Genomic DNA, 18,427 nt, shown 5'->3' on the forward strand with positions numbered 1-18,427 from the left:
ATGGTGGCGACCTAGAGGTCGGTGCCGACGACCGGAGTCGTGATCGTGACCGCGTCCGCCGTGCCGACGGTGATCTTCACCGTGGCGGGCTCGACCGACGTGGTCCCGTCGATCGTCTGGGTGACCGAGATCGTGTGCGGACCGGTCGGCACGTCGCGGAGGGTCAGCGTGTAGGTGCCGTCGCCGTTGGCGGTCGTGGTCGCGGCGATGCCGTCGGCGAGCTCGGCCGTGACCGTGGCTTGGGCCTCGGCCGTGCCGGTGACCTTCACGTCGGTCGTCGCCGAGTCGCTGGCGACGACGTACGCGTCGCCGTCGTCGGGCGTGGTGATCGTGACGAGGTCGCCCGCCTCGACGGTGACGTCACTCGTCACGGCCGCCGACGTCGTGCCGTTCACGGTCTGGGTCGCCGCGATGGTGTGCGGGTCGACGTCGACCGCGACGCCGGTGAAGCTCGTCGACCAGTTGCCCGAGTTGTCGGCCGTGACCGTCTTCGGCGTGCCGCCGTCGAGCGTCACGCGGACGCTGGCCCCGGCCTGGGCCGTGCCGGTCACGGGGATCGTCGCCGTCGCCACGGCATCCGCCACGGTCACGGTCGAGCCGTCGGCCGGCGTCGTGATGGCGACGGGGTCGCCCGCTGTGATCTTCACGGTCGCGGTGACTGCCGCCGAGACGGTGTCGCCGATGGTCTGAGTGACCGAGATGGTCGCGGTGCCCGTCCCGACGTCCGGGATGGTCGTCGACCAGGCCCCGGTGCCGCTGGCGGTGACCTCGCGTGTCGTCGTGCCGATGGTCACGTCGACCGTCGCGTTCGGAGACGCCGTCCCGGCGACCGGGACGCTCGTGGTCGAGTCGTCGTCGGCGACCGTGATGGTCGTGCCGGCGGCCGGCGTCGTGATGACCACCGCCGGGGCGGCTGCGACCTGGAAGGTCGAGGTGATCGGCGTCGACGTGGTGCCGTTGACCGTCTGAGCGGCGCCCACGGTGTAGGTGCCGGTCCCGAGCTGGCCGAGGTCGGCCGTCCAGGTGCCGCCGGCGGTCGCCGTCGTGTCGACGCTCGTCGAGCCGACCGTGACGGTCACGGGGGCGTTCGGCGCCGCGGTTCCGGTCGCGGTGACGTCGGTCGTCGAACCCGCTCCGGCGACCAGGATGGTCGAGCCGGACTCCGGGGCCACGACGGTGACGGCCGGGGCGGCCTTCACCGTGATCGTCCGGCTGATCGGGCCGGCGGTCGTCGAGCCGACGGTCTCGACCGACACGAAGGTCTGGTCACCGGTGCCGACTCCCGGGAAGGAGGTCGACCAGGTGCCGTTCATGCCGACCGTGACGGTCTTGGCGACGCCGGCGTGAGTGACTGCCACGGACGCGCCGACCTGGCCGGCGCCCGAGACCGGCACGGTGACCGTGCTGGCATCGTCGGCGACCGGGACGATGGAGCCGTCGAGGGGGGCAGCCACCGTGAAGGGGGTTCCGGCCGAGACCGTGAAGTCGGTCGTGGCCGGCAGCGTCGACGTGGTGCCGCCGACGGTCTGGGTGGCGCTCACCGGGTAGTCGCCGATGCCCAGGCCCGATCCGGTCCCGTTCGCCGTGCCGTCGAGCACGAGCGACCAGCGGCCGGCAGCCGAGGCGGTGACGTCGACGGTGCGGCCGTCGGCCGTGACGTGGACCACGGCATTCGCCTGCGCGGAGCCGGTGACGGTCACGGGGACCGTCTGCCCGGCGGCTGCCACCGTGTAGTCGGTGCCGGCGGCGGGCGAGGTGATCGTGACGGGGTCGCCCACCGCGATCGTGAAGCTCGTGCTGATGGCGGGGGACGACACGGCCCCGACGGTCTGGCTCGCCCCGACGGTGTAGGTGCGCGGCGTCAGGTTCGGGAACGAGACGCTCCACGTGCCGGAGCTGCTCGCCGTGGTCGACAGCGACTGGCCCGAGTCGAGGGTGACAGTGACGGCGGCCCCGTCGTCGGCGACACCGGAGACGACGGTCGACGGCCGGGTCGAGCCGGCATCGGCCACGGCGAAGACCGTGCCGCTCGCCGGCGTCTGGATGACGATGCCGTCGCCCTCGATGACCGAGAACGCCTGTGACGCGGACGCGGCACTCGAGCCGTTGATCGTCTGGGTGGCCGACAGCGAGTAGTCGCCGACCGCGACGTTCGGGATCGAGACCGTCCAGGCCCCCGAGGCGGAGGCCGTCGTCGCCGCGTTCAGCCCGGCTCCGAAGCCGGCCACCACTCGGGCGCCGGCCTGGGCGGTCCCGGAGACCACGACAGTGGTCGTGCCGCCAGCGCCGAAGACGGTGACGCTGTCGCCCGCGTTCGGCGCCGTGATGGCGACCGGGTCGCCGATCGCGACGGTCAGGGTCTGCGTGACGGCGGGCGACGTCGTGCCGCCCACGGTCTCGGCGACGCTGATGGTGTGCGTGCCGATGGCGACGCCCGAGAAGGCGTTCGTCCAGACGCCGGAGGCGCTGGCCGTGACCGTCGCGGTCTGGCCGCCGAGGTCGATCGTCACGCTGGCGTTCGGCTGGGCCGTGCCGCTGACCCTGACGTTCGCGCTGGTGCCGGCGCCGGCGACCAGGACCGTTGCCCCGGGAGCCGGAGCGGTGATGACGACGGGTGCGCCGGCGACGATCGAGTACGGGCGGGTGACCGGCACGGAGCTCGTTCCGTTCACCGTCTGCGCGGCCGTGATGGCGTAGTCGCCGACTCCGACGCCGGTGAACGTGGTCGTCCACGCGCCGGAGCCGTTCGCGGTGACCGTCGCGGTGTGCGTCGCGTCCAGGACGACGGCCACTGAGGCGTTGGGCTGGGCGGTGCCCGAGACCGTGACGCTGCGGGTCGACGTCGAATCGGCCACCGTCGAGACGGTGCCGGCAGCCGGGGCCGTGATGACGACATCGGCTCCGGCGACGACCGAGAAGGCGCGGGTGACGGCGGGTGAGGTCGCCCCGGCGACGGTCTGCGTCGCGCTGGCCGTGTAGTCGCCGACCGGGACGGCCGGGAAGGTCGTGCTCCACGCGCCGTTCGAGCCGGCGGTGACGGTCGCCGTGACGCCGGTCATGAGCTGCACGGTGACGGAGGCATTCGGCTGCGCCGTGCCGGAGACGGTGACCGGAGTGGTCGAGTTCGGGCCCGCGACCGAGATCTGCGCTCCCGCGGCAGGTGCCTGGATGACGACCGGCGACGCCGCGACGACAGTGATGTCGCGTGTGATGGCAGCGGACTGGGTGCCGGCCACGGTCTGGCGGACGCCGACCGTGTACGGCCCCGTGCCGACGCCCGAGATCGGGATGCTGTACGTGCCGTCGGCGGCCGCGGTGTCCGTGCCGGTGAGGCCCGAGCCGAGCGACGCGGTCACAGTCGCCCCGGGCTGCGCGGTACCGGTGACGGTGACGGTGGTCGTCGACGTGGCGCTCGGGACGACGATCCGGGTGCCGTCAGCGGGTGTCGCGACGGTGAGCGGGGCGCCCGCGGCGACCGAGAAGGAGCGGGTGACGGCTGCGGACGTCGTGCCGCCGATGGTCTGCGTGGCCGAGGCCGTGTACGGACCGACCGCGAGCGAGGGAATCGTCGCCGACCAGGTGCCGTCGGCCTGTGCCGTGGTGGTGCCGGTGATGCCCGAGCCGAGGTCGAGGGCGATAGCGGCACCCGGCGTCGAGGTGCCGGTGATGGTGACGGGCGTCGTGGCCGAGTTCGAGACGACGGTGAAGGTACGGCCGGCGGTCGGGCTCGTGATGGTCAGCGGAGCCTGGGCCACGACGGTGAAGGCGCGGGTGACCGGGCTGCCGGCGACGCCGCCGAAGGTCTGCGTGACGCTGGCGGTGACGGAGCCCACCCCCACGCCCGGGATCGTGGACGACCAGGTGCCGTCGGCTGCGACCGTGGCGGTGCCGGTGCGGCCGCCGCCGAGGTCGACTGCCACGCCGGCGCCGGGCTCGCCGGTGCCGCTGACGGTGATGGATCGGGTGGCGGTCGGGGTGGCGACGGTGAACTGCTGGCCGACCGTCGGCGCCGTGATGGCGACGGGTGCGATCGGCGTCGCGTTGACGGTCGAGGTGGCGAGGTTGACGGTCGCCGCGTTGAGGGCCGGCAGCACCGTCAGTCGGAGGGCGGAGACCGACTGGGAGCCCGCGTCGTCGCCGCGGGAGTCCCGGAATCCCGTCGTCGAGTCCTGCGCGTTCACGGTGATCGTCACCAGCTGGTTCAGGATGCCGGTGAGCGGCGCGAGGGTCGTGTTCACGAGACCGGTCGTGGCGGCGAGAGTAGAGGTGATCGTGCCGACGGTCGGGGCGACGAGACCGCGCAGCAGGGGCGCGACTGTTCCGTCCACGAGCGGCTGGAGCAACGGGTTGAGCACGGCGCTCGAGATGTTCAGCCCCAGGGCGCCGATCGCGGTCGCGCTGGCTGTCACCGTGAGGGGAGCGCGACCGGTCGTCTTGAGGAGGTTCGCGAGCGACGTCGTCATGTTCACGGTGAGGTTGGAGACGTTGCCGCCGAGCAGGCTGATCTTCGCGGTCAGGGTCGCGTTCAGCGTCGCGTTGCCGATCGCGGTCACGACGGCCGTGTTCAGCGCGGTCGGGATCTGCGTGACGAGGATGTCCTGGATCGCGGCGGTGACGATGCTCTGGAGGGCCGGCGTCGACAGCAGCTTCGTGTTCGGATCCTGGCCGTTCAGCGCCTGCAGCGTGTTCAGGTCGATGACGATCTGGCCCGTCGACGGGTTGATCGTCACCGGGCCCGACGTGTAGGTCTGCGCGAGAACCGGCGCCGTGACACCGGCGAGGTTGAGGCCGGTGATGTTCGCGGTGAGGGCCGTGCCGTTCAGGCTGAGCACGCCGAGGCCGAGCGTGTTGAGGGCCGACGTCAGGCCTCCCGAGGTGCCCGACACCACCGAGTTGAGCGCGGCCGGATCGGCCACCGCGTTGTTCAGGCTCGAGCCGACGCCGTTGACCGTCGTCTGCAGCGAGGTGTTGAGACCCGCCACCGCAGGGCTCGTGAGCTGGAACTTGGCGCCGGCGATTCCGTAGCCGGTCGTCGCCGCGCCCGTGGTCCGCTGCGCCTGGATGCGCGAGGCGAGGGCGCCGAGGTCGAGCTCGGCGCTGGACGCGACGGCCGAGGCCGCGCCGACGCGGCTCAGGAGCGGCGTGAGGTTGAGAGTCGACGGGGTGCCCGGAGTTCCTGCGCCCACTGCGATCGTGCCGTCGGAGCCGACGAGACCGGCCGCCGCCGTCGAGGTGGTCGCCGTCGTGGCGGCGTACTGGCCGGCCACGCCGAGCTGGAGGATCCCGTTCGCGCCGAGCAGCTGCACGCCGTTGCCGAGGTTCACGCCCAGCGCGTTGACGGCGGTGAGGTCGAGGGGGTTCGCGACGGTGCCGGCCGACGTCGTCGCATTCGTCGACGAGTAGGCGCCCTTCAGCTGGGCGATGGTGTCGAGGTTGACGATCCCGGACCCGGAGAGCAGCACGCCCTCGGCCTCGGAGACGTCGCCGGTCGCGGCCTGCGCGGGCACGACGGCCGACGCGGCGATGACCGCGCCGACGATGGTCGCGGCCGCGGCCTTGACGAGAGCACCCCTGGTGAAGTGGCGAGAGGTCGTGCGCGGGAGGCGGCCGAGGAGGGTGCGGCCGGGGGTCCTCTGGGAGTCCATGAGGTGTCTCTTCCTGACGGTGGGTGCCGTCACTGATCCGGAAACCCTCCGATGGTGGGGCGGAGGGGTGGTGCCGATGGTGCCGTGGAGCGGGTGGAGCCCGTGGTGCCTGCGGGTGCTTCGGCCCGTGGTGAGAGGGCCGGCGGTGCTGGTGAGGCTGCAGGTGGTGCGGTGAGGCTGGTGCTCGCGTCGTTGCGAGGGCGGGATGCGCGGTGGTGGGGCGCGCATCCCACCGGAGGTGGAGCGGGGCCGTGCTGGTCGACGCCTGATCGTCGATCGGTGGTGCACGACCTCTAGGGTCTGTGCGGCCTGCTTCGAGCGGCGCCACGGTGAAGCACGACCGAAGTCGTGGAGAGCCTGATCCTGGTGTGCGACGTCACGGTCGCGTCCTTCCGTGAGGGATGGAGTGCCGATGCCCTGGTGAGGGGCGACGGTGTTTCTGCGGCCATCATAAGCAGGTTGCGACGAACCGAACCGACTGGACGGTCTGGTTCGACCCCCCAGTTCGAGGGTATTCGACAGATGGAGGACAAAGGTGTCCTCCACAGTGCGGACACGCCGCTGCGTCGTCGCGCCGCGCCCGCCAGTGCGCGAAATGGCCCGCGTCGTCGCCTCGCCCCGCCCGGACCGACGGCGAGAGCCAGCTCGGCGGGCCCCAGTCCGTGATCCTCCGCGACTCGCATCGGGACCCACCTTCGTCCAGCCCACCCGCCGCGCTCCCGCGGGCCCCCACGTCGTCGCGCCGCGCCCGCCAGCGCGCGAAATGGCCCGCGTCGTCGCCTCGCCCCGCCCGGACCGACGGCGATGGCCACGTCGCCGTCGCCGAGCCGCGGTACGCCCCCGCCACGTCAGGATGCGAAGCATCCTGACCAACGAGCACTGTCTGCCGGGTGCGCCGAGGTTTTCTGCGCCAGCAGAAAACGAAAGACCCCCCACGCACCCGCCAGAGCCCGGTTACCCTTGCTGCATTTCTGCCCTGGGGGAGTTGGCCTGGATGGCGCCACGTGGGGAGCCGTCGACTACTTTACCTGCTGTGACGCGTCTTGCAGGACACCCGGGTTGGATGGACTCATGAGAATCGTCATCGCCGGTGGTCACGGCAAGATCGCCCTGCTCCTCGAACGCCTCCTGTCCGACGCCGGCCACGACCCGGTCGGGATCGTCCGCAACCCCGACCACGTCGCCGAGCTCGAGTCCGCCGGAGCCCGCGCCATCGTGCTCGACCTCGAGAGCGCCGACGTCGACACGCTCGCCGGCCACCTCGACGGCGCCGACGCCGTGGTCTTCGCGGCGGGTGGCGGCGGAGCCAGCGGCGCCGAGCGCAAGCTGACGATCGACCGCGACGGCGCGATCCTGCTCGCTGATGCGGCCGAGCGCGCCGGCGTCTCGCGGTACGTGCTGGTGTCGGCCATCCACACTGACGACTTCGACGCCGAGCGCGCAAAGCTCCCCGCGGCCGACGACGACGTGTTCCAGGTCTACCTGCGCGCGAAGAGCGAGGCCGACGCCGACATCCGCGCGCGCGATGGCCTCGACTGGACGATCGTGCGCCCCGGTACCCTCACCGACGATTCCCCCACCGGAGCCGTCGCGGTCGGCGCTCGCCTCGAGAACGCCTCGATCCCCCGCGCCGACGTGGCCGCTGTGGTCGCGACGGCCATCATCGAAGGCACGGCCGTCAAGACGCAGTTCGAGTTGACGAGCGGCGAGCTCGACATCAGCGATGCCCTGGCGGCCATCAAGTACTGAGTCCCTGTGGCACGACGGCCGCCGCGCCGGCCCGGCTGAGTCCTTTCGGCGATGCGGCAAGGCGTGAGCCGGCGGCGGCGGGGTGCGACCCGGCGGCGGCGGGCCGCTCACACGATGGCGGCGGCCTGACGCGCGATCTCGAGCTCTTCATCGGTGGGGACGACGAGCACGGCGACCGGCGCGCCCTCCTTCGAGATGAAGCGGGCCTCGCGGGAGCCCAGCTCGTTGCGATCGTCGTCGATGGTGATCCCCAAGAAGTCGAGGCCCAGCAGCGTGCGGCGCCGCAGCAGGGCGTTGTTCTCGCCGACCCCGGCGGTGAAGACGACCGCATCGAGCCCGCCGAGCTGGGCGATGTAGGCGCCGACGTAGTGGCGGATCCGGTGCCGGTACACCGCGAGCGCCGCCTCGGCCGTCTCGTCTCCGCGCGAGGCCGCGTCTTGCACGTCGCGCATGTCGCCGTTGCCGGTGAGCCCGAGCAGGCCGCTGCGCTTGTTGAGCATCGTCTCGAGCTCCTCGAACGACAGTCCCTCCTCGCGGTGCAGGTGGAACACCACGGCCGGATCGACGTCGCCCGAGCGCGTGCCCATCACGAGGCCCTCCAGAGGCGTGAGTCCCATCGACGTCTCGATGCTGCGTCCGCGGTCGATCGCCGTCGCCGAGGCGCCGTTGCCGATGTGCAGCACGATCATCTTCAACTCGCCGAGCGGGCGGCGCAGGAACTTCGCAGCTTGCTCCGACACGTACTTGTGGCTGGTGCCGTGGAACCCGTACCGCCTCACCGCGTGCTTCTTCGCCAGCGCGTCGTCGATGGCGTACGTGTAGGCCGCCGGGGCCAGCGTCTGGTGGAACGCCGTGTCGAAGACGGCGACCTGAGGCGAGTCGGGGAAGGCCTTGCGCGCAGCCCGGATGCCCTGCAGGTTGGCGGGGTTGTGGAGGGGCGCCAGCGCCGAGAGCCGGTCGATCGCCTTCTCGACCTCGGGCGTGACGACCGTGGCGGTCGCGAACTCCGAGCCGCCGTGAACGACGCGGTGTCCGACGGCAATCAGCGGGTGCTCGTCGAACGAGGGGCCGTGCTGCTCGAAGGCGCGGAGCATCGCCGCGAAGCCGGCCGCGTGGTCGGGGATCGGCGTCGAGTCGTTCGACGTCTCGTCGCCGGTCAGCACGTTCTTGTGCGTGGTGGCGCCGACCTCCTCGCCGATGCGCTCGACGAGCCCGGAGGCGAGGGTGCGCTCCCCGTCGAGCTCGATCAGCTGGTACTTGAACGACGACGAACCGGAGTTGACGACGAGGACTGCGCTCACGTGGGGTGCTTTCTGTTGAAGAGAGGGGGTGCAGGAACGGAGGCGGCCGCGGCCTACGCCTCCGTCCCGGCCTGGATCGCGGTGATGGCGACCGTGTTCACGATGTCGCTGACCAGGGCGCCGCGCGAGAGGTCGTTGATCGGCTTGTTGAGCCCCTGCAGGATCGGCCCGATGGCGACGGCGCCGGCGCTGCGCTGGACGGCCTTGTAGGTGTTGTTGCCGGTGTTCAGGTCGGGGAAGATGAACACCGTCGCGCGGCCGGCGACCGCCGAGTCGGGCATCTTCGTCGCGGCGACGGTCGGGTCGGCCGCGGCGTCGTACTGGATCGGCCCCTCGACGAGCAGGTCGGGGCGGCGCTCGCGGACCAGCTCGGTCGCTAAGCGCACCTTCTCGACGTCGGCGCCGGAGCCCGAGGTGCCGGTGGAGTAGCTCAGCATGGCGATCCGCGGCTCGATGCCGAACTGCACGGCCGTCTCGGCCGACGAGATCGCGATGTCGGCGAGCTGCTCGGAGGTCGGGTCGGGGATGACGGCGCAGTCGCCGTAGACGAGCACGCGGTCGGCGAGCGCCATCAGGAAGACGCTCGACACGACGTTGACGCCCGGCTTGGTCTTGATGACCTCGAACGACGGGCGGATCGTGTGCGCGGTGGTGTGCTTCGCGCCCGAGACCATTCCGTCGGCGAGGCCCATCTTGACCATCATCGTACCGAAGTACGAGACGTCGGTGACGGTGTCCATCGCCATGTCCATGGTCGTGCCCTTGTGGGCGCGGAGCGCGGCGTACTCGGTGGCGAACCGCGTCTGGAGCTTCGGATCGAAGGGGTCGAGCACCGTCGCGTCGGCGAGGTCGAGGCCCAGCTCGGCTCCCCGGGAGCGAACGCTGGACTCGTTGCCGAGCAGGGTCAGCCGGGCGACGCCGCGCTGCAGGAGCGACGAGGCCGCCTTGAGGATCCGGTCGTCGTCGCCCTCGGGAAGCACGATGTGCTTCTTGCTGCTGCGGGCGCGGTCGAGCAGCTGGTACTCGAACATGAGGGGCGTGACGACCTGCGAGGGCCCGACCTGCAGCAGGCGGAGCAGCTCGGCCCCGTCGACGCCGTTCTCGAACAGCGACAGGGCGAGGTCGTACTTGCGCGGCGACTCGGCGGCCAGCCGGCCGCGGGTCTGCGTGATGCGGAGGGCGGTGTCGTAGGTGCCGAGCTCCGACCACAGGATGGGCAGCGGGCTGTCGAGGCCGCCGATGAGGCGGACGACCTGGGGCGCGAGGTCGAAGCCGCCGTTGAGGACGATGCCGGAGAGCGACGGGAAGGTGTCGGACGCGTGGGCGAGCACGGTCGCCACCAGCACGTCGGACCGGTCGCCGGGGACGACCACGACGGCACCCTCGGTCAGGCGGGGCAGGACGTTCTCCATCGACATGGCGGCGACGACGACTCCGACGGCCTCACGGTCGAGCAGGGCGTCGTCGCCCTGGAGCAGGCGGGCCCGAGCCGCGGACATGACTGCGCGGAGCGTGGGGCTGACGAGGACGCGGTCCTCGGGGAGCGCCCACACGGGCACGGCCCCCTCGATCGCCTCGGTGATGCCGGACGTGACCTCGTCGATCAGGTCGGGCTCGACGCGGTTCGCCACGATCGCGAGCAGGCCGGCGTGCTCGGAGCGGAGCTCGAGGGTCGTGAGCTCGGCCACCTGGCGCATGTCGGCGCCGGTGCGCGGGCGGTCGCCGTCGGCGGTCCGGCCGCCGAGCACGAGCAGCACGGGGGCGCCGAGGTTGGCGGCGATGCGGGCGTTGAACGAGAGCTCGGTCGGGCTCCCGACGTCGGTGAAGTCGGAGCCGACGATGACGACGGCGTCGCACTGGCGCTCGACGGCGGCGAAGCGGCCGACGATGGTGGCGAGGGCGGCGTCGGGGTCGGCGTGCACGTCGTCGTAGGTGACGCCGATGCAGTCCTCGTAGGGGAGGTCGACGCTGTCGTGGGCCAGAAGCAGCTCGAGCACGTAGTCGGGCTCGCTGGTGGAGCGCGCGACGGGGCGGAAGACGCCCACGCGTCCGAGCTCGTGGCTCAGCGTGTCGAGAACGCCGAGCGCGACGGTGGACTTGCCGGTGTGGCCTTCAGCAGACGTGATGTAGATGCGTGTCGACACGATCCAACCCTAGAGGCGTCGCCTCCGAACCCGCCGTGTCGAGCGCTGCGGGCTCGCCGCGGAGCGAGAGCGACCCGGCGAGCACGCGAGAAACGGGAGAGCCCGGCCCCGAAGGACCGGGCACGATCAACCCAAATGGAGCGGAGAATGGGGGATTCGAACCCCCGAGGGCGTAAACCCAACACGCTTTCCAAGCGTGCGCCATAGGCCACTAGGCGAATTCTCCAGTGATCGGAACCATGAGGTGCCGTTCGACCTAGAGAACTCTACCGGGTTCGGGGACGGGTGACGAACCGTCCCCGTCGCCGTAGGCTCGGAGGATGGATTCGCCGGCCAGCGCACGGGTGGACGTCTGGTTGTGGGCGGTCCGTCTCTACAAGACCCGGTCGGCCGCCACGTCGGCCTGCCGAGCGGGTCACGTGCGCGTCAACGGCGAGCGCGTGAAGGCAGCTCACGCGATCCGCGTGGGCGACGAGGTCCGCAGCCGGTTGGAGGGATTCGACCGGATCGTGAAGGTCAAGGGCATCCTGCTGAAGCGCGTCGGGGCCCCGATCGCCGCGGAGGCCGTGATCGATCTGACTCCGCCGCCGCCTCCGCGAGCCGAGCTCGCCTACCTGCCCGTCCGCGACCGGGGTGCCGGGCGGCCGACGAAGCGCGATCGGCGGGAGATCGATCGGCTTCGGGGCCAGTTCCTGGGCGATGAGATCGTCTGGGAGGACGACCCCGACGCCTGACTGCGGGCCACCGCGTCAGGCTCCCGCGAAACATACCTGCGAGTCGGTTACCACCCGAACTGGGCGGTACGAATGTCGCCGGCCTCGGCTATCGTCTTGTCTGCGCGGCCGGTTCTTCAGGGGTGGAGGGCCTGCGGCGTCCTGAGGTTCTAGGGGGAACACACGATGTACAGCGAAATGACGCGGCCTGTGGGGGCCGCTCGAACAGCTCGCGAGAAGTGCCGCGAGTCGGTGGCCGACGTCCGCTCCGGCTCACCCGATGCGTCCCGCGCGTTCGTCCGGCCGCTGCCGGCGCTCGGCCGCACGGCCCTGGTGTCGGGTGCCTTCAGCCTCCTGCCCGTCTTCGCGGCGATCCTGTGGCTGACGCACGGCTCCTGGCTGCAGCCCGTCGCGGTCTTCGCCGAGGTCGTCGTCACGGCCGTCTTCTTCGTCGTCTACATCCGCTTCCGGCTCGTCTTCACGTCGGTCACCGCCACGCACTTCGTCAAGCAGCGCATGGTGCTCCCCACGACCGCCGTCGACCTGTCGCTCATCGACCGCGTCCTCGTGAACCGCGTCTACCGCGGCGGCTCGACCGAGGCCCTCACGCAGATGCTCGCCGTCGACGCGATGGGCCGGCGCCTGTTCGCTATGAACGCGCTGTTCTGGAGCGACGCCGACATCACGACGATCTCCGACGCCCTCGACGGGCAGACCACCGTCGACCTGTCGCCGATGTCGCGGAGGGAGTACTTCCGGGAGTTCCCGATGGCTCGAGGCTGGTACCTGAGCCGTGCGGCGATGATCACCTACGTCGTCAGCGCCTGCGTCGTCATCACGGCCGCCGTCGTGGCGCTCCGGGCCGCCTTCGGGGACTGAGCGACCAGGCTCGGCGCGCTCCGCACCGTGTCCGGGAGTGGCTGCCGCAGACCCCGCCGCACCGCGTCAGCGTCGCCGCAGTGTCCCGAAGATCCCCTTGACGACCTCGCCCATGATCTTCTGACTGCTCTTCGATCCGAGCAGCTCCCCCAGCAGGTCCGTCGACTGCTGGGCTCTCGGGCGCGCCCGGCTGCCCGTCGTCGACTTCGCGCGCCGCGCCCGGTCGGCCTTCTCGAACTCGCGCTGCTGCCGCTCGTACTCGGCCTGCGCCTTGGCCCGCTCCCGCTCGGCGCGCGCGGCCTCCGTCGCGGCGGCCTTGGCGGTCGCGGCCTGCTCCTTCGCGGCTGACGCGGCCGCGGCCGCGGCGGCCTTCGCAGTCGCCGCGTCGGCGACCGCCTTCGCCTCGGCGTCGGCGCGGGCGGCAGCCGCGACGGCTGCCCCCTCGAGCTTCGCCGTCAGGATCTCGCGGGCCGACTCGCGGTCGATGGCCGTGCCGTACTTCGCGATGAGCGGGCTGGCCGCGACGGCCGCCTCCATGTCGGGCGTCGGCGTGGGCGACATCGAGCCGCGGGGTGCCCGCAGGCGGGTCCAGGCGACCGGCGACGGCGCACCCTTCTCGTTCATGACCGTGACGACGGCCTCGCCGGTGGCCAGCGTGGTGAGCACCGCGCCCAGGTCGTAGCCGCTCGACGGATAGGTCGACACGGTGGCCTTCAGCGCTTTGGCGTCGTCGGGCGTGAAGGCGCGGAGCTGGTGCTGCACGCGCGAGCCGAGCTGGGCCAGCACCTCCGACGGGACGTCCTTCGGCGTCTGCGTCACGAACACGATGCCGACGCCCTTCGACCTGATGAGGCGGACGGTCTGCGTGATCTGCGCGAGGAAGTCCTTCGATGCGTCCTTGAACAGCAGGTGGGCCTCGTCGAAGAAGAACACCAGCTTCGGCTTCTCGAGGTCGCCGACCTCGGGCAGGTCGTTGTACAGGTCGGCGAGCATCCACATCAGGAACGTCGAGAACAGCGCCGGCTGAGTCGCGACCCCGGGCAGCTCGAGCAGGCTGACGATGCCGCGTCCGTCCGGAGCGAGTCGCAGAAACTCGGCCGTGTCGATCTCGGACTCCCCGAAGAACAGGTCGGCGCCCTGGTCGGCGAACGTGATCAGCTCGCGCAGGATCACCCCGACCGTCTGCGAGCTCAGCCCGCCGAGGTCGGTGAGCTCGGCCTTGCCGTCGTCGCTGATCAGGTACGTGAGCACGCTTCTCAGGTCGGAGAGGTCGAGGAGTGGAAGCCCCGCCTTCTCGGCGTAGTGGAAGACCAGCCCGAGGCTCGACTCCTGGGTGTCGTTCAGGCCGAGGACCTTGCTGAGCAGCAGGGGCCCGAAGCCTGAGACCGTCGCGCGCACGGGCACGCCGATCCCTTTGCCGCCGAGGGCGAAGTACTCCGTCGGCGCCGCCAGCGGAGACCAGTCCTGGCCGATGCCCCTCGTGCGGTCGAGCAGCTTCTCTGACGACTCCCCCGGGCTCGCGATGCCCGACAGGTCGCCCTTCACGTCGGCAGCGAAGACCGGCACGCCGGCGGCCGACAGCTGCTCCGCCAGCACCTGCAGGGTCTTCGTCTTGCCAGTGCCGGTGGCTCCGGCGACGAGACCGTGACGGTTCATCATCGCCAGCGGGATGCGCACCGGCACGTCGGCCCGGGCATCCCCGTTGACGAGGGCGCCCATCTCGAGCGCGGCTCCGGAGAACGCGTAGCCGGCGCGGATGGCGTCGACGTCGGTCTCTCCCAGAGGTCCTGGTGTCGCGATCGCGGGCGCAGGAACTTCCGACCCCGCTGCCGGAGCCGCCGCCGCGGGGGCCGTTGCCGCCTGCGCCGCCGCCTCGCCCGCCGCCTGAGCGTCGGCCGCCGTCTGCGCCTGCGCCGTCGCTGCCGCCGCGGCCTGAGCCGCGAGTTCCTGCGCCTTGGCCATCGCGGCCTCTGCCTCGGCCTGCGCCTTCGCGGCGGCGGCGACGAGCGCCTCGGCGTTCTGACGGGCGGTCTCCACTGCGTCGCTCATGGGGTCAGCCTAAGAGCCGGTGCCGCCGTCGGGAAGACCCGGCCGACGCCGCCTGGACACAGGGTCTACGCGCCAGCCGACGCCGATCGCCGCCGCTCCCGCAGCAGCCGCAGCGCGAACGGGGCCCACAGCACGACGGCCACTCCCCCGCCGACGAGGAGGCCGCCCACCGTGTCGGTGAGCCAGTGCGCTCCGAGGTAGGTGCGGCTCACCAGCATCACGACGGCGTACACGGCGCCGCCGATCCAGACCCGCCGCATCCCGAAGATGACGCCGAGGGCGACGGCCATGGTCGCGGCGTTCGCCACGTGCCCCGACGGGAACGACCCGAAGTCGCTCGTCACCAGGATGTCGGCGGGTCGCGCGCGCCCGAACGTGTGCTTGAGCGCCTGGACGACGCCGGCGCTGAGGATGGTCGCCATCACGAAGTAGAGGGCGCCCGCCCGGTGCCGCGTGATCAGCAGCCAGACGACGATGCCGATCGGAACGGCGAACACACCGAACCAGCCGCCACCGATGAAGTTCATGACGAGCGCCGGACCCTGCCAGATCGGAGACCGGTGCTCGACAATCTCCTCCATCCACTCGGCGTCGAGGAGGTCGGCGGTGCTCCGCACCGTGACGAGCCAGCCGATCAGAAGGGCGAGCCCGACGGCTCCGAGGGCGCTGATGACGGGCCAGCGGCGGCTGACTCCGAGCGCGACCCGGCGCTCGGTGGGGCCGGGCTCACCCGGTCGGGGTTCGGCGGCGCGGGGCTCGGTCGGCGTCGGCATCCATCCACGCTACCCACGCCACGCTGATAGACCCGCGTCAGTGCCCCAGCGGCGGCACCGTCCGCGGCCGCACCAGGATCCACAGGCTCAGGATCGCCACGGCGCTCGTGCACGCCATGACGGCGCCCATCGGAGCTGCGGTCGAGATGCCAATGACTCCGACGATGGGCGAGATGAGGCCGGCGAGCCCGAAGTTGAGGGCGCCGAGGAGGGAGGCGGCAGTTCCTGCCTCTTTGCCGTGGTTCGCCAGAGCGAGCACCTGCACCTGCGGGAAGGAGAAGCCGCACGACGCGATGAAGATCCACAGGGGCACGAGCACGCCGAGCAGGCCGACCTGGAGGGTGTCGAGAATGACGATAGTGAGGGCGGCGACCAGCATGGTGGCGGTGGAGCACGCGAGGATCCACTGCGGCCCGAAGCGCTGGGCCAGGCGCGCACTGATCTGCACGCCGACCACGATGCCGAGCGAGTTGACGGCGAACAGCAGGCCGTACTCCTGCGCCGAGAATCCGTACAGCGACTGGAACAGGAACGACGACGACGAGAGGTACGCGAACAGCCCCGAGAAGATCATGGCGCCCATGAGCGCGACGCCGACGAAGATGCGGTCGTGGAAGAGGATCCGGTACCGCTGCCGGAGCGTCGAGTGCCCCTGCTCGGCGCGGCGCTCCTTCGGCAGGGTCTCGACGATGAAGAAGACCGCCGCCACCACCACGAGCACCCCGTAGGCCGCGAGCACCGCGAAGATGCCGCGCCAGCTCGTGAAGCGCAGCAGCTGCGAGCCGATCACCGGCGCGAGGATCGGCGCCAGGCCGTTCACCAGTGCCAGGCGCGACAGCATGCGCACCAGCGGCTTGCCGCCGAAGAGGTCGCGCACCAGGGCCATGGCGACGACACCGCCCGCCGCCGCTCCCATCCCCTGCAGAACCCGGAAGAGGCCCAGGAACTCGATGTTCGCCGCCGTGGCCGCCCCCACGCTCGCGCACACGTGGAGCGAGCTCGCCACGATCAGGGGCAGCCGCCGCCCGACCTTGTCGCTCCACGGCCCGACCAGCAGCTGCCCGAGGCCGAACCCGATGGTCGTCGCAGTCAGCGTGAGCTGGACCGTCGCCGTCGTCACGCTGAAGTCGGACTCCAGCGCCGGAAACGCGGGCAGGTAGAGGTCGATCGTCGCCGGCCCCAGCGCCGTGAGGGCGCCGAGCACGACGATGTAGACCAGGCGCTGTCGCCGGGAGAGGGCGTCTCCCGGGTGCACGACGATTGTCACGGAGCTCCTTTGCGCGGGCGGCGGTACTCGGCCGCGGAGAAGGGCCGGACGCACGGCAGGACGTCGCGGACCGCTCCTGGATCAGCGGGAGAAAGATGGGGGTGATCGGCGACAACTCGACGGTCGTCGTCCATCCAGAGTAGTGGCGATCCGGATCGCACGACAGATGTCGGCGGGCGATCCTGCGTTAATTCTCGGCACCCGGCGTCTAGGCTCAGGGCCACCATAAAGCACCTGGAGGATCACATGGTTGATGCGAGAATCGTGCAGACGACGAAGTCATTGCACGCCGCCATCATCGAGCTTGCATCGGCTGCTCCCGTGTCGACGATCACCGTCGCCGACGTCACCCGCGCGGCGGGCATCAACCGGGCCACCTTCTACAGCCACGCGACTTCGCCCGGCGGGCTCCTCGCCGACGTGCTCACGCCCGAGCTCGACGCCATCCGCGAGAGCGACCTCGCCCTGCGCGAGGTCGGTGGACACTCGCCGGAGGAGATCTCGCGGAAGGGCATGGAGCGCGTCGTCGATCACGTGGTGAAGTACCGCGACATCTACCGGCTCGCGCTGCCCGACAACCTCGACGCGTCGACGCACCGGGTACTGGCTCGCCACTTCGAGGTGTCGTCGCTCCTGCACTTCGAGAACCGCATCTCGGACAGCCTGCCCGAAGCGATCTCCCCGCCCTTGGCGGCCGGCTTCATCGCTCACGGGCTCGTCGGCGTGATCGAGAACTGGCTCACCGGCAAGCGCACCAGCCGCAAGGTGCTCGTCGACAACATCATCCTGCTCCTGCCCGAATGGTGGGACTGACCGCAGGCGTCACTCGGCGAGACCACGGGCGTAGTCGGCCAGGGTGTCGGCCGCGAGCGCGGCTCGCACCTTCGACGTCGCCGCCGGATCGACCTTGACGATGGACTGCGTGCCCACCATGCCGGTGCCGCCCGTCGGCAGCGTGAAGAAGTCGAAGTTCTTCAGGTCGGCTCCGCGCAGGCTGTAGGCCAGCGCTCCGGACTCGCGGAGCGTGAACCCGGCATCGACCGTCACGGTGCGCGAGGTCTCCCGGACGAACTCGACCAGGCTGGCAGGATCAGCCAGCACGTCCCGGCTCAGCGCCCGGCTCACGATGCCCTGCAGGAGAAGCTGCTGGTTCGTGACCCGCTGGTAGTCGCCGGTCGAGAAGGCGTAGCGCTCGCGCGCGAACGTGAGGGCTCGCTCGCCCTCGAGAGTGATCGGGCCGGCGGCGAAGAACCGGTCGTCGCCGCGGCTCGCCGTGAACGGCGTCGGGTTGTCGACTACCACGCCTCCTAGAGCCGTCGTCATGGCGGACAGCCCGGCGAAGTCGATGATCGCGACATGGTCGATGCGCGCGCCGAGGAGGTCTTCGAGCGTCTCGATGAGCAGGGCCGTGCCGCCGTGCGCGAGGGCGGCGTTGACCTTGGTCTCACCGTGGCCGGGAACGGGAACCCACAGGTCGCGCAGGATCGACATGACTGCGACATGCTGCCGGTCGGCCGAGACGTTCAGGAGCATGATCGTGTCGGCGCGCTGATTGCCGGAGCGCCCCTCGAGATCGGGTCGGCGCGAGTCGGAGCCGATGAGCAAAATGTTCTTCGCCCCGGTCGAGGCGGCAGGCCGCTTGCCCGAGGGGAACGCGGTGTCGTCGGCGATCGTCGTCAGATTGCCGCCGACGACGTCGTGCACGAAGAGCGCGCCGGCGGCCACGGCACTGCCCAAGAGGGCGACGACGATCAGGAGGGCGACGAGGACCCGGCGACGACGGCGCGAGCGGCGCTTGGTCACGCCGTCGCGACGACGGCTGGAGCGGCTGGGGAGGATCTCGACTTCGGCTGTCGTCGGGCTCGGCGGGTTCTGCGGGCTCATCGGGTTCTGCGGGCTCATCGGGG

11 protein-coding genes, 1 tRNA gene and 1 other RNA gene are annotated in these 18,427 nt (G+C 71.2%); 4 read left to right on the plus strand and 9 right to left on the minus strand.

The window, feature by feature from the left end; all coding sequences use genetic code 11:
• Nucleotides 1–11 precede the first annotated feature (11 nt).
• Together EDF46_RS16260 and ffs are read right to left on the minus strand one after the other, a co-directional pair.
• The gene (locus EDF46_RS16260) at nt 12–5,645 is read right to left on the minus strand and encodes a choice-of-anchor G family protein (RefSeq protein ID WP_123507396.1); all 5,634 of its coding nucleotides are present in this window, start codon (nt 5,643–5,645) and stop codon (nt 12–14) included.
• A 920-nt stretch (nt 5,646–6,565) separates the two neighbouring features.
• Nucleotides 6,566–6,662, minus strand: an RNA gene (ffs, locus tag EDF46_RS16265) — signal recognition particle sRNA small type.
• A gap of 54 nt (nt 6,663–6,716) precedes the next feature.
• Between ffs and EDF46_RS16270 the strand changes: the two genes are divergently transcribed.
• Nucleotides 6,717–7,394, plus strand: coding sequence for an NAD(P)H-binding protein (locus EDF46_RS16270; RefSeq protein WP_123507398.1), 678 nt, complete (start codon nt 6,717–6,719; stop codon nt 7,392–7,394).
• A gap of 107 nt (nt 7,395–7,501) precedes the next feature.
• Here EDF46_RS16270 and EDF46_RS16275 read toward each other — a convergent pair whose 3' ends face one another.
• From EDF46_RS16275 to EDF46_RS16285, 3 genes are all read right to left on the minus strand, one after another.
• A complete protein-coding gene (locus tag EDF46_RS16275; RefSeq protein ID WP_123507400.1) occupies nt 7,502–8,695 on the minus strand; it encodes an acetate/propionate family kinase in 1,194 nt (397 codons plus the stop codon).
• A 53-nt stretch (nt 8,696–8,748) separates the two neighbouring features.
• The gene (pta, locus tag EDF46_RS16280) at nt 8,749–10,839 is read right to left on the minus strand and encodes a phosphate acetyltransferase (RefSeq protein WP_123507402.1); all 2,091 of its coding nucleotides are present in this window, start codon (nt 10,837–10,839) and stop codon (nt 8,749–8,751) included.
• A 141-nt stretch (nt 10,840–10,980) separates the two neighbouring features.
• Nucleotides 10,981–11,065: transfer RNA gene (locus tag EDF46_RS16285), tRNA-Ser, on the minus strand.
• 94 nt (nt 11,066–11,159) lie between these two features.
• Between EDF46_RS16285 and EDF46_RS16290 the strand changes: the two genes are divergently transcribed.
• On the plus strand, nt 11,160–11,573 hold the full coding sequence (locus EDF46_RS16290) for an RNA-binding S4 domain-containing protein (protein ID WP_123507404.1): 414 nt from the start codon (nt 11,160–11,162) through the stop codon (nt 11,571–11,573).
• Nucleotides 11,574–11,804: 231 nt separating this feature from the next.
• Nucleotides 11,805–12,431, plus strand: coding sequence for a hypothetical protein (locus tag EDF46_RS16295; protein ID WP_123507406.1), 627 nt, complete (start codon nt 11,805–11,807; stop codon nt 12,429–12,431).
• Between the two features lie 66 nt (nt 12,432–12,497).
• Here the strand turns inward: EDF46_RS16295 and EDF46_RS16300 are convergent, their stop codons facing one another.
• From EDF46_RS16300 to EDF46_RS16310, 3 genes are all read right to left on the minus strand, one after another.
• Nucleotides 12,498–14,480: a helicase HerA-like domain-containing protein gene (locus tag EDF46_RS16300; protein WP_123507408.1), complete on the minus strand. Its 1,983-nt coding sequence runs from the start codon at nt 14,478–14,480 to the stop codon at nt 12,498–12,500.
• A gap of 65 nt (nt 14,481–14,545) precedes the next feature.
• The gene (locus EDF46_RS16305; protein WP_123507410.1) at nt 14,546–15,253 is read right to left on the minus strand and encodes a phosphatase PAP2 family protein; all 708 of its coding nucleotides are present in this window, start codon (nt 15,251–15,253) and stop codon (nt 14,546–14,548) included.
• A 37-nt stretch (nt 15,254–15,290) separates the two neighbouring features.
• Nucleotides 15,291–16,520 carry a multidrug effflux MFS transporter gene (locus tag EDF46_RS16310; protein ID WP_123507412.1) on the minus strand — a complete coding sequence of 410 codons (1,230 nt, stop codon included), beginning with the start codon at nt 16,518–16,520 and terminating at the stop codon, nt 15,291–15,293.
• Between the two features lie 246 nt (nt 16,521–16,766).
• Here EDF46_RS16310 and EDF46_RS16315 point away from each other — a divergent pair, with 246 nt between their 5' ends.
• Nucleotides 16,767–17,333 carry a TetR/AcrR family transcriptional regulator gene (locus tag EDF46_RS16315; RefSeq protein WP_148061245.1) on the plus strand — a complete coding sequence of 189 codons (567 nt, stop codon included), beginning with the start codon at nt 16,767–16,769 and terminating at the stop codon, nt 17,331–17,333.
• Nucleotides 17,334–17,342: 9 nt separating this feature from the next.
• Here EDF46_RS16315 and EDF46_RS16320 read toward each other — a convergent pair whose 3' ends face one another.
• Nucleotides 17,343–18,422 carry an LCP family protein gene (locus EDF46_RS16320; protein ID WP_158614282.1) on the minus strand — a complete coding sequence of 360 codons (1,080 nt, stop codon included), beginning with the start codon at nt 18,420–18,422 and terminating at the stop codon, nt 17,343–17,345.
• Between the last annotated feature and the right edge of the window lie 5 nt (nt 18,423–18,427).

This window comes from Frondihabitans sp. PhB188, from assembly GCF_003752365.1.
In the GTDB taxonomy this organism is placed as follows: domain Bacteria; phylum Actinomycetota; class Actinomycetes; order Actinomycetales; family Microbacteriaceae; genus Frondihabitans.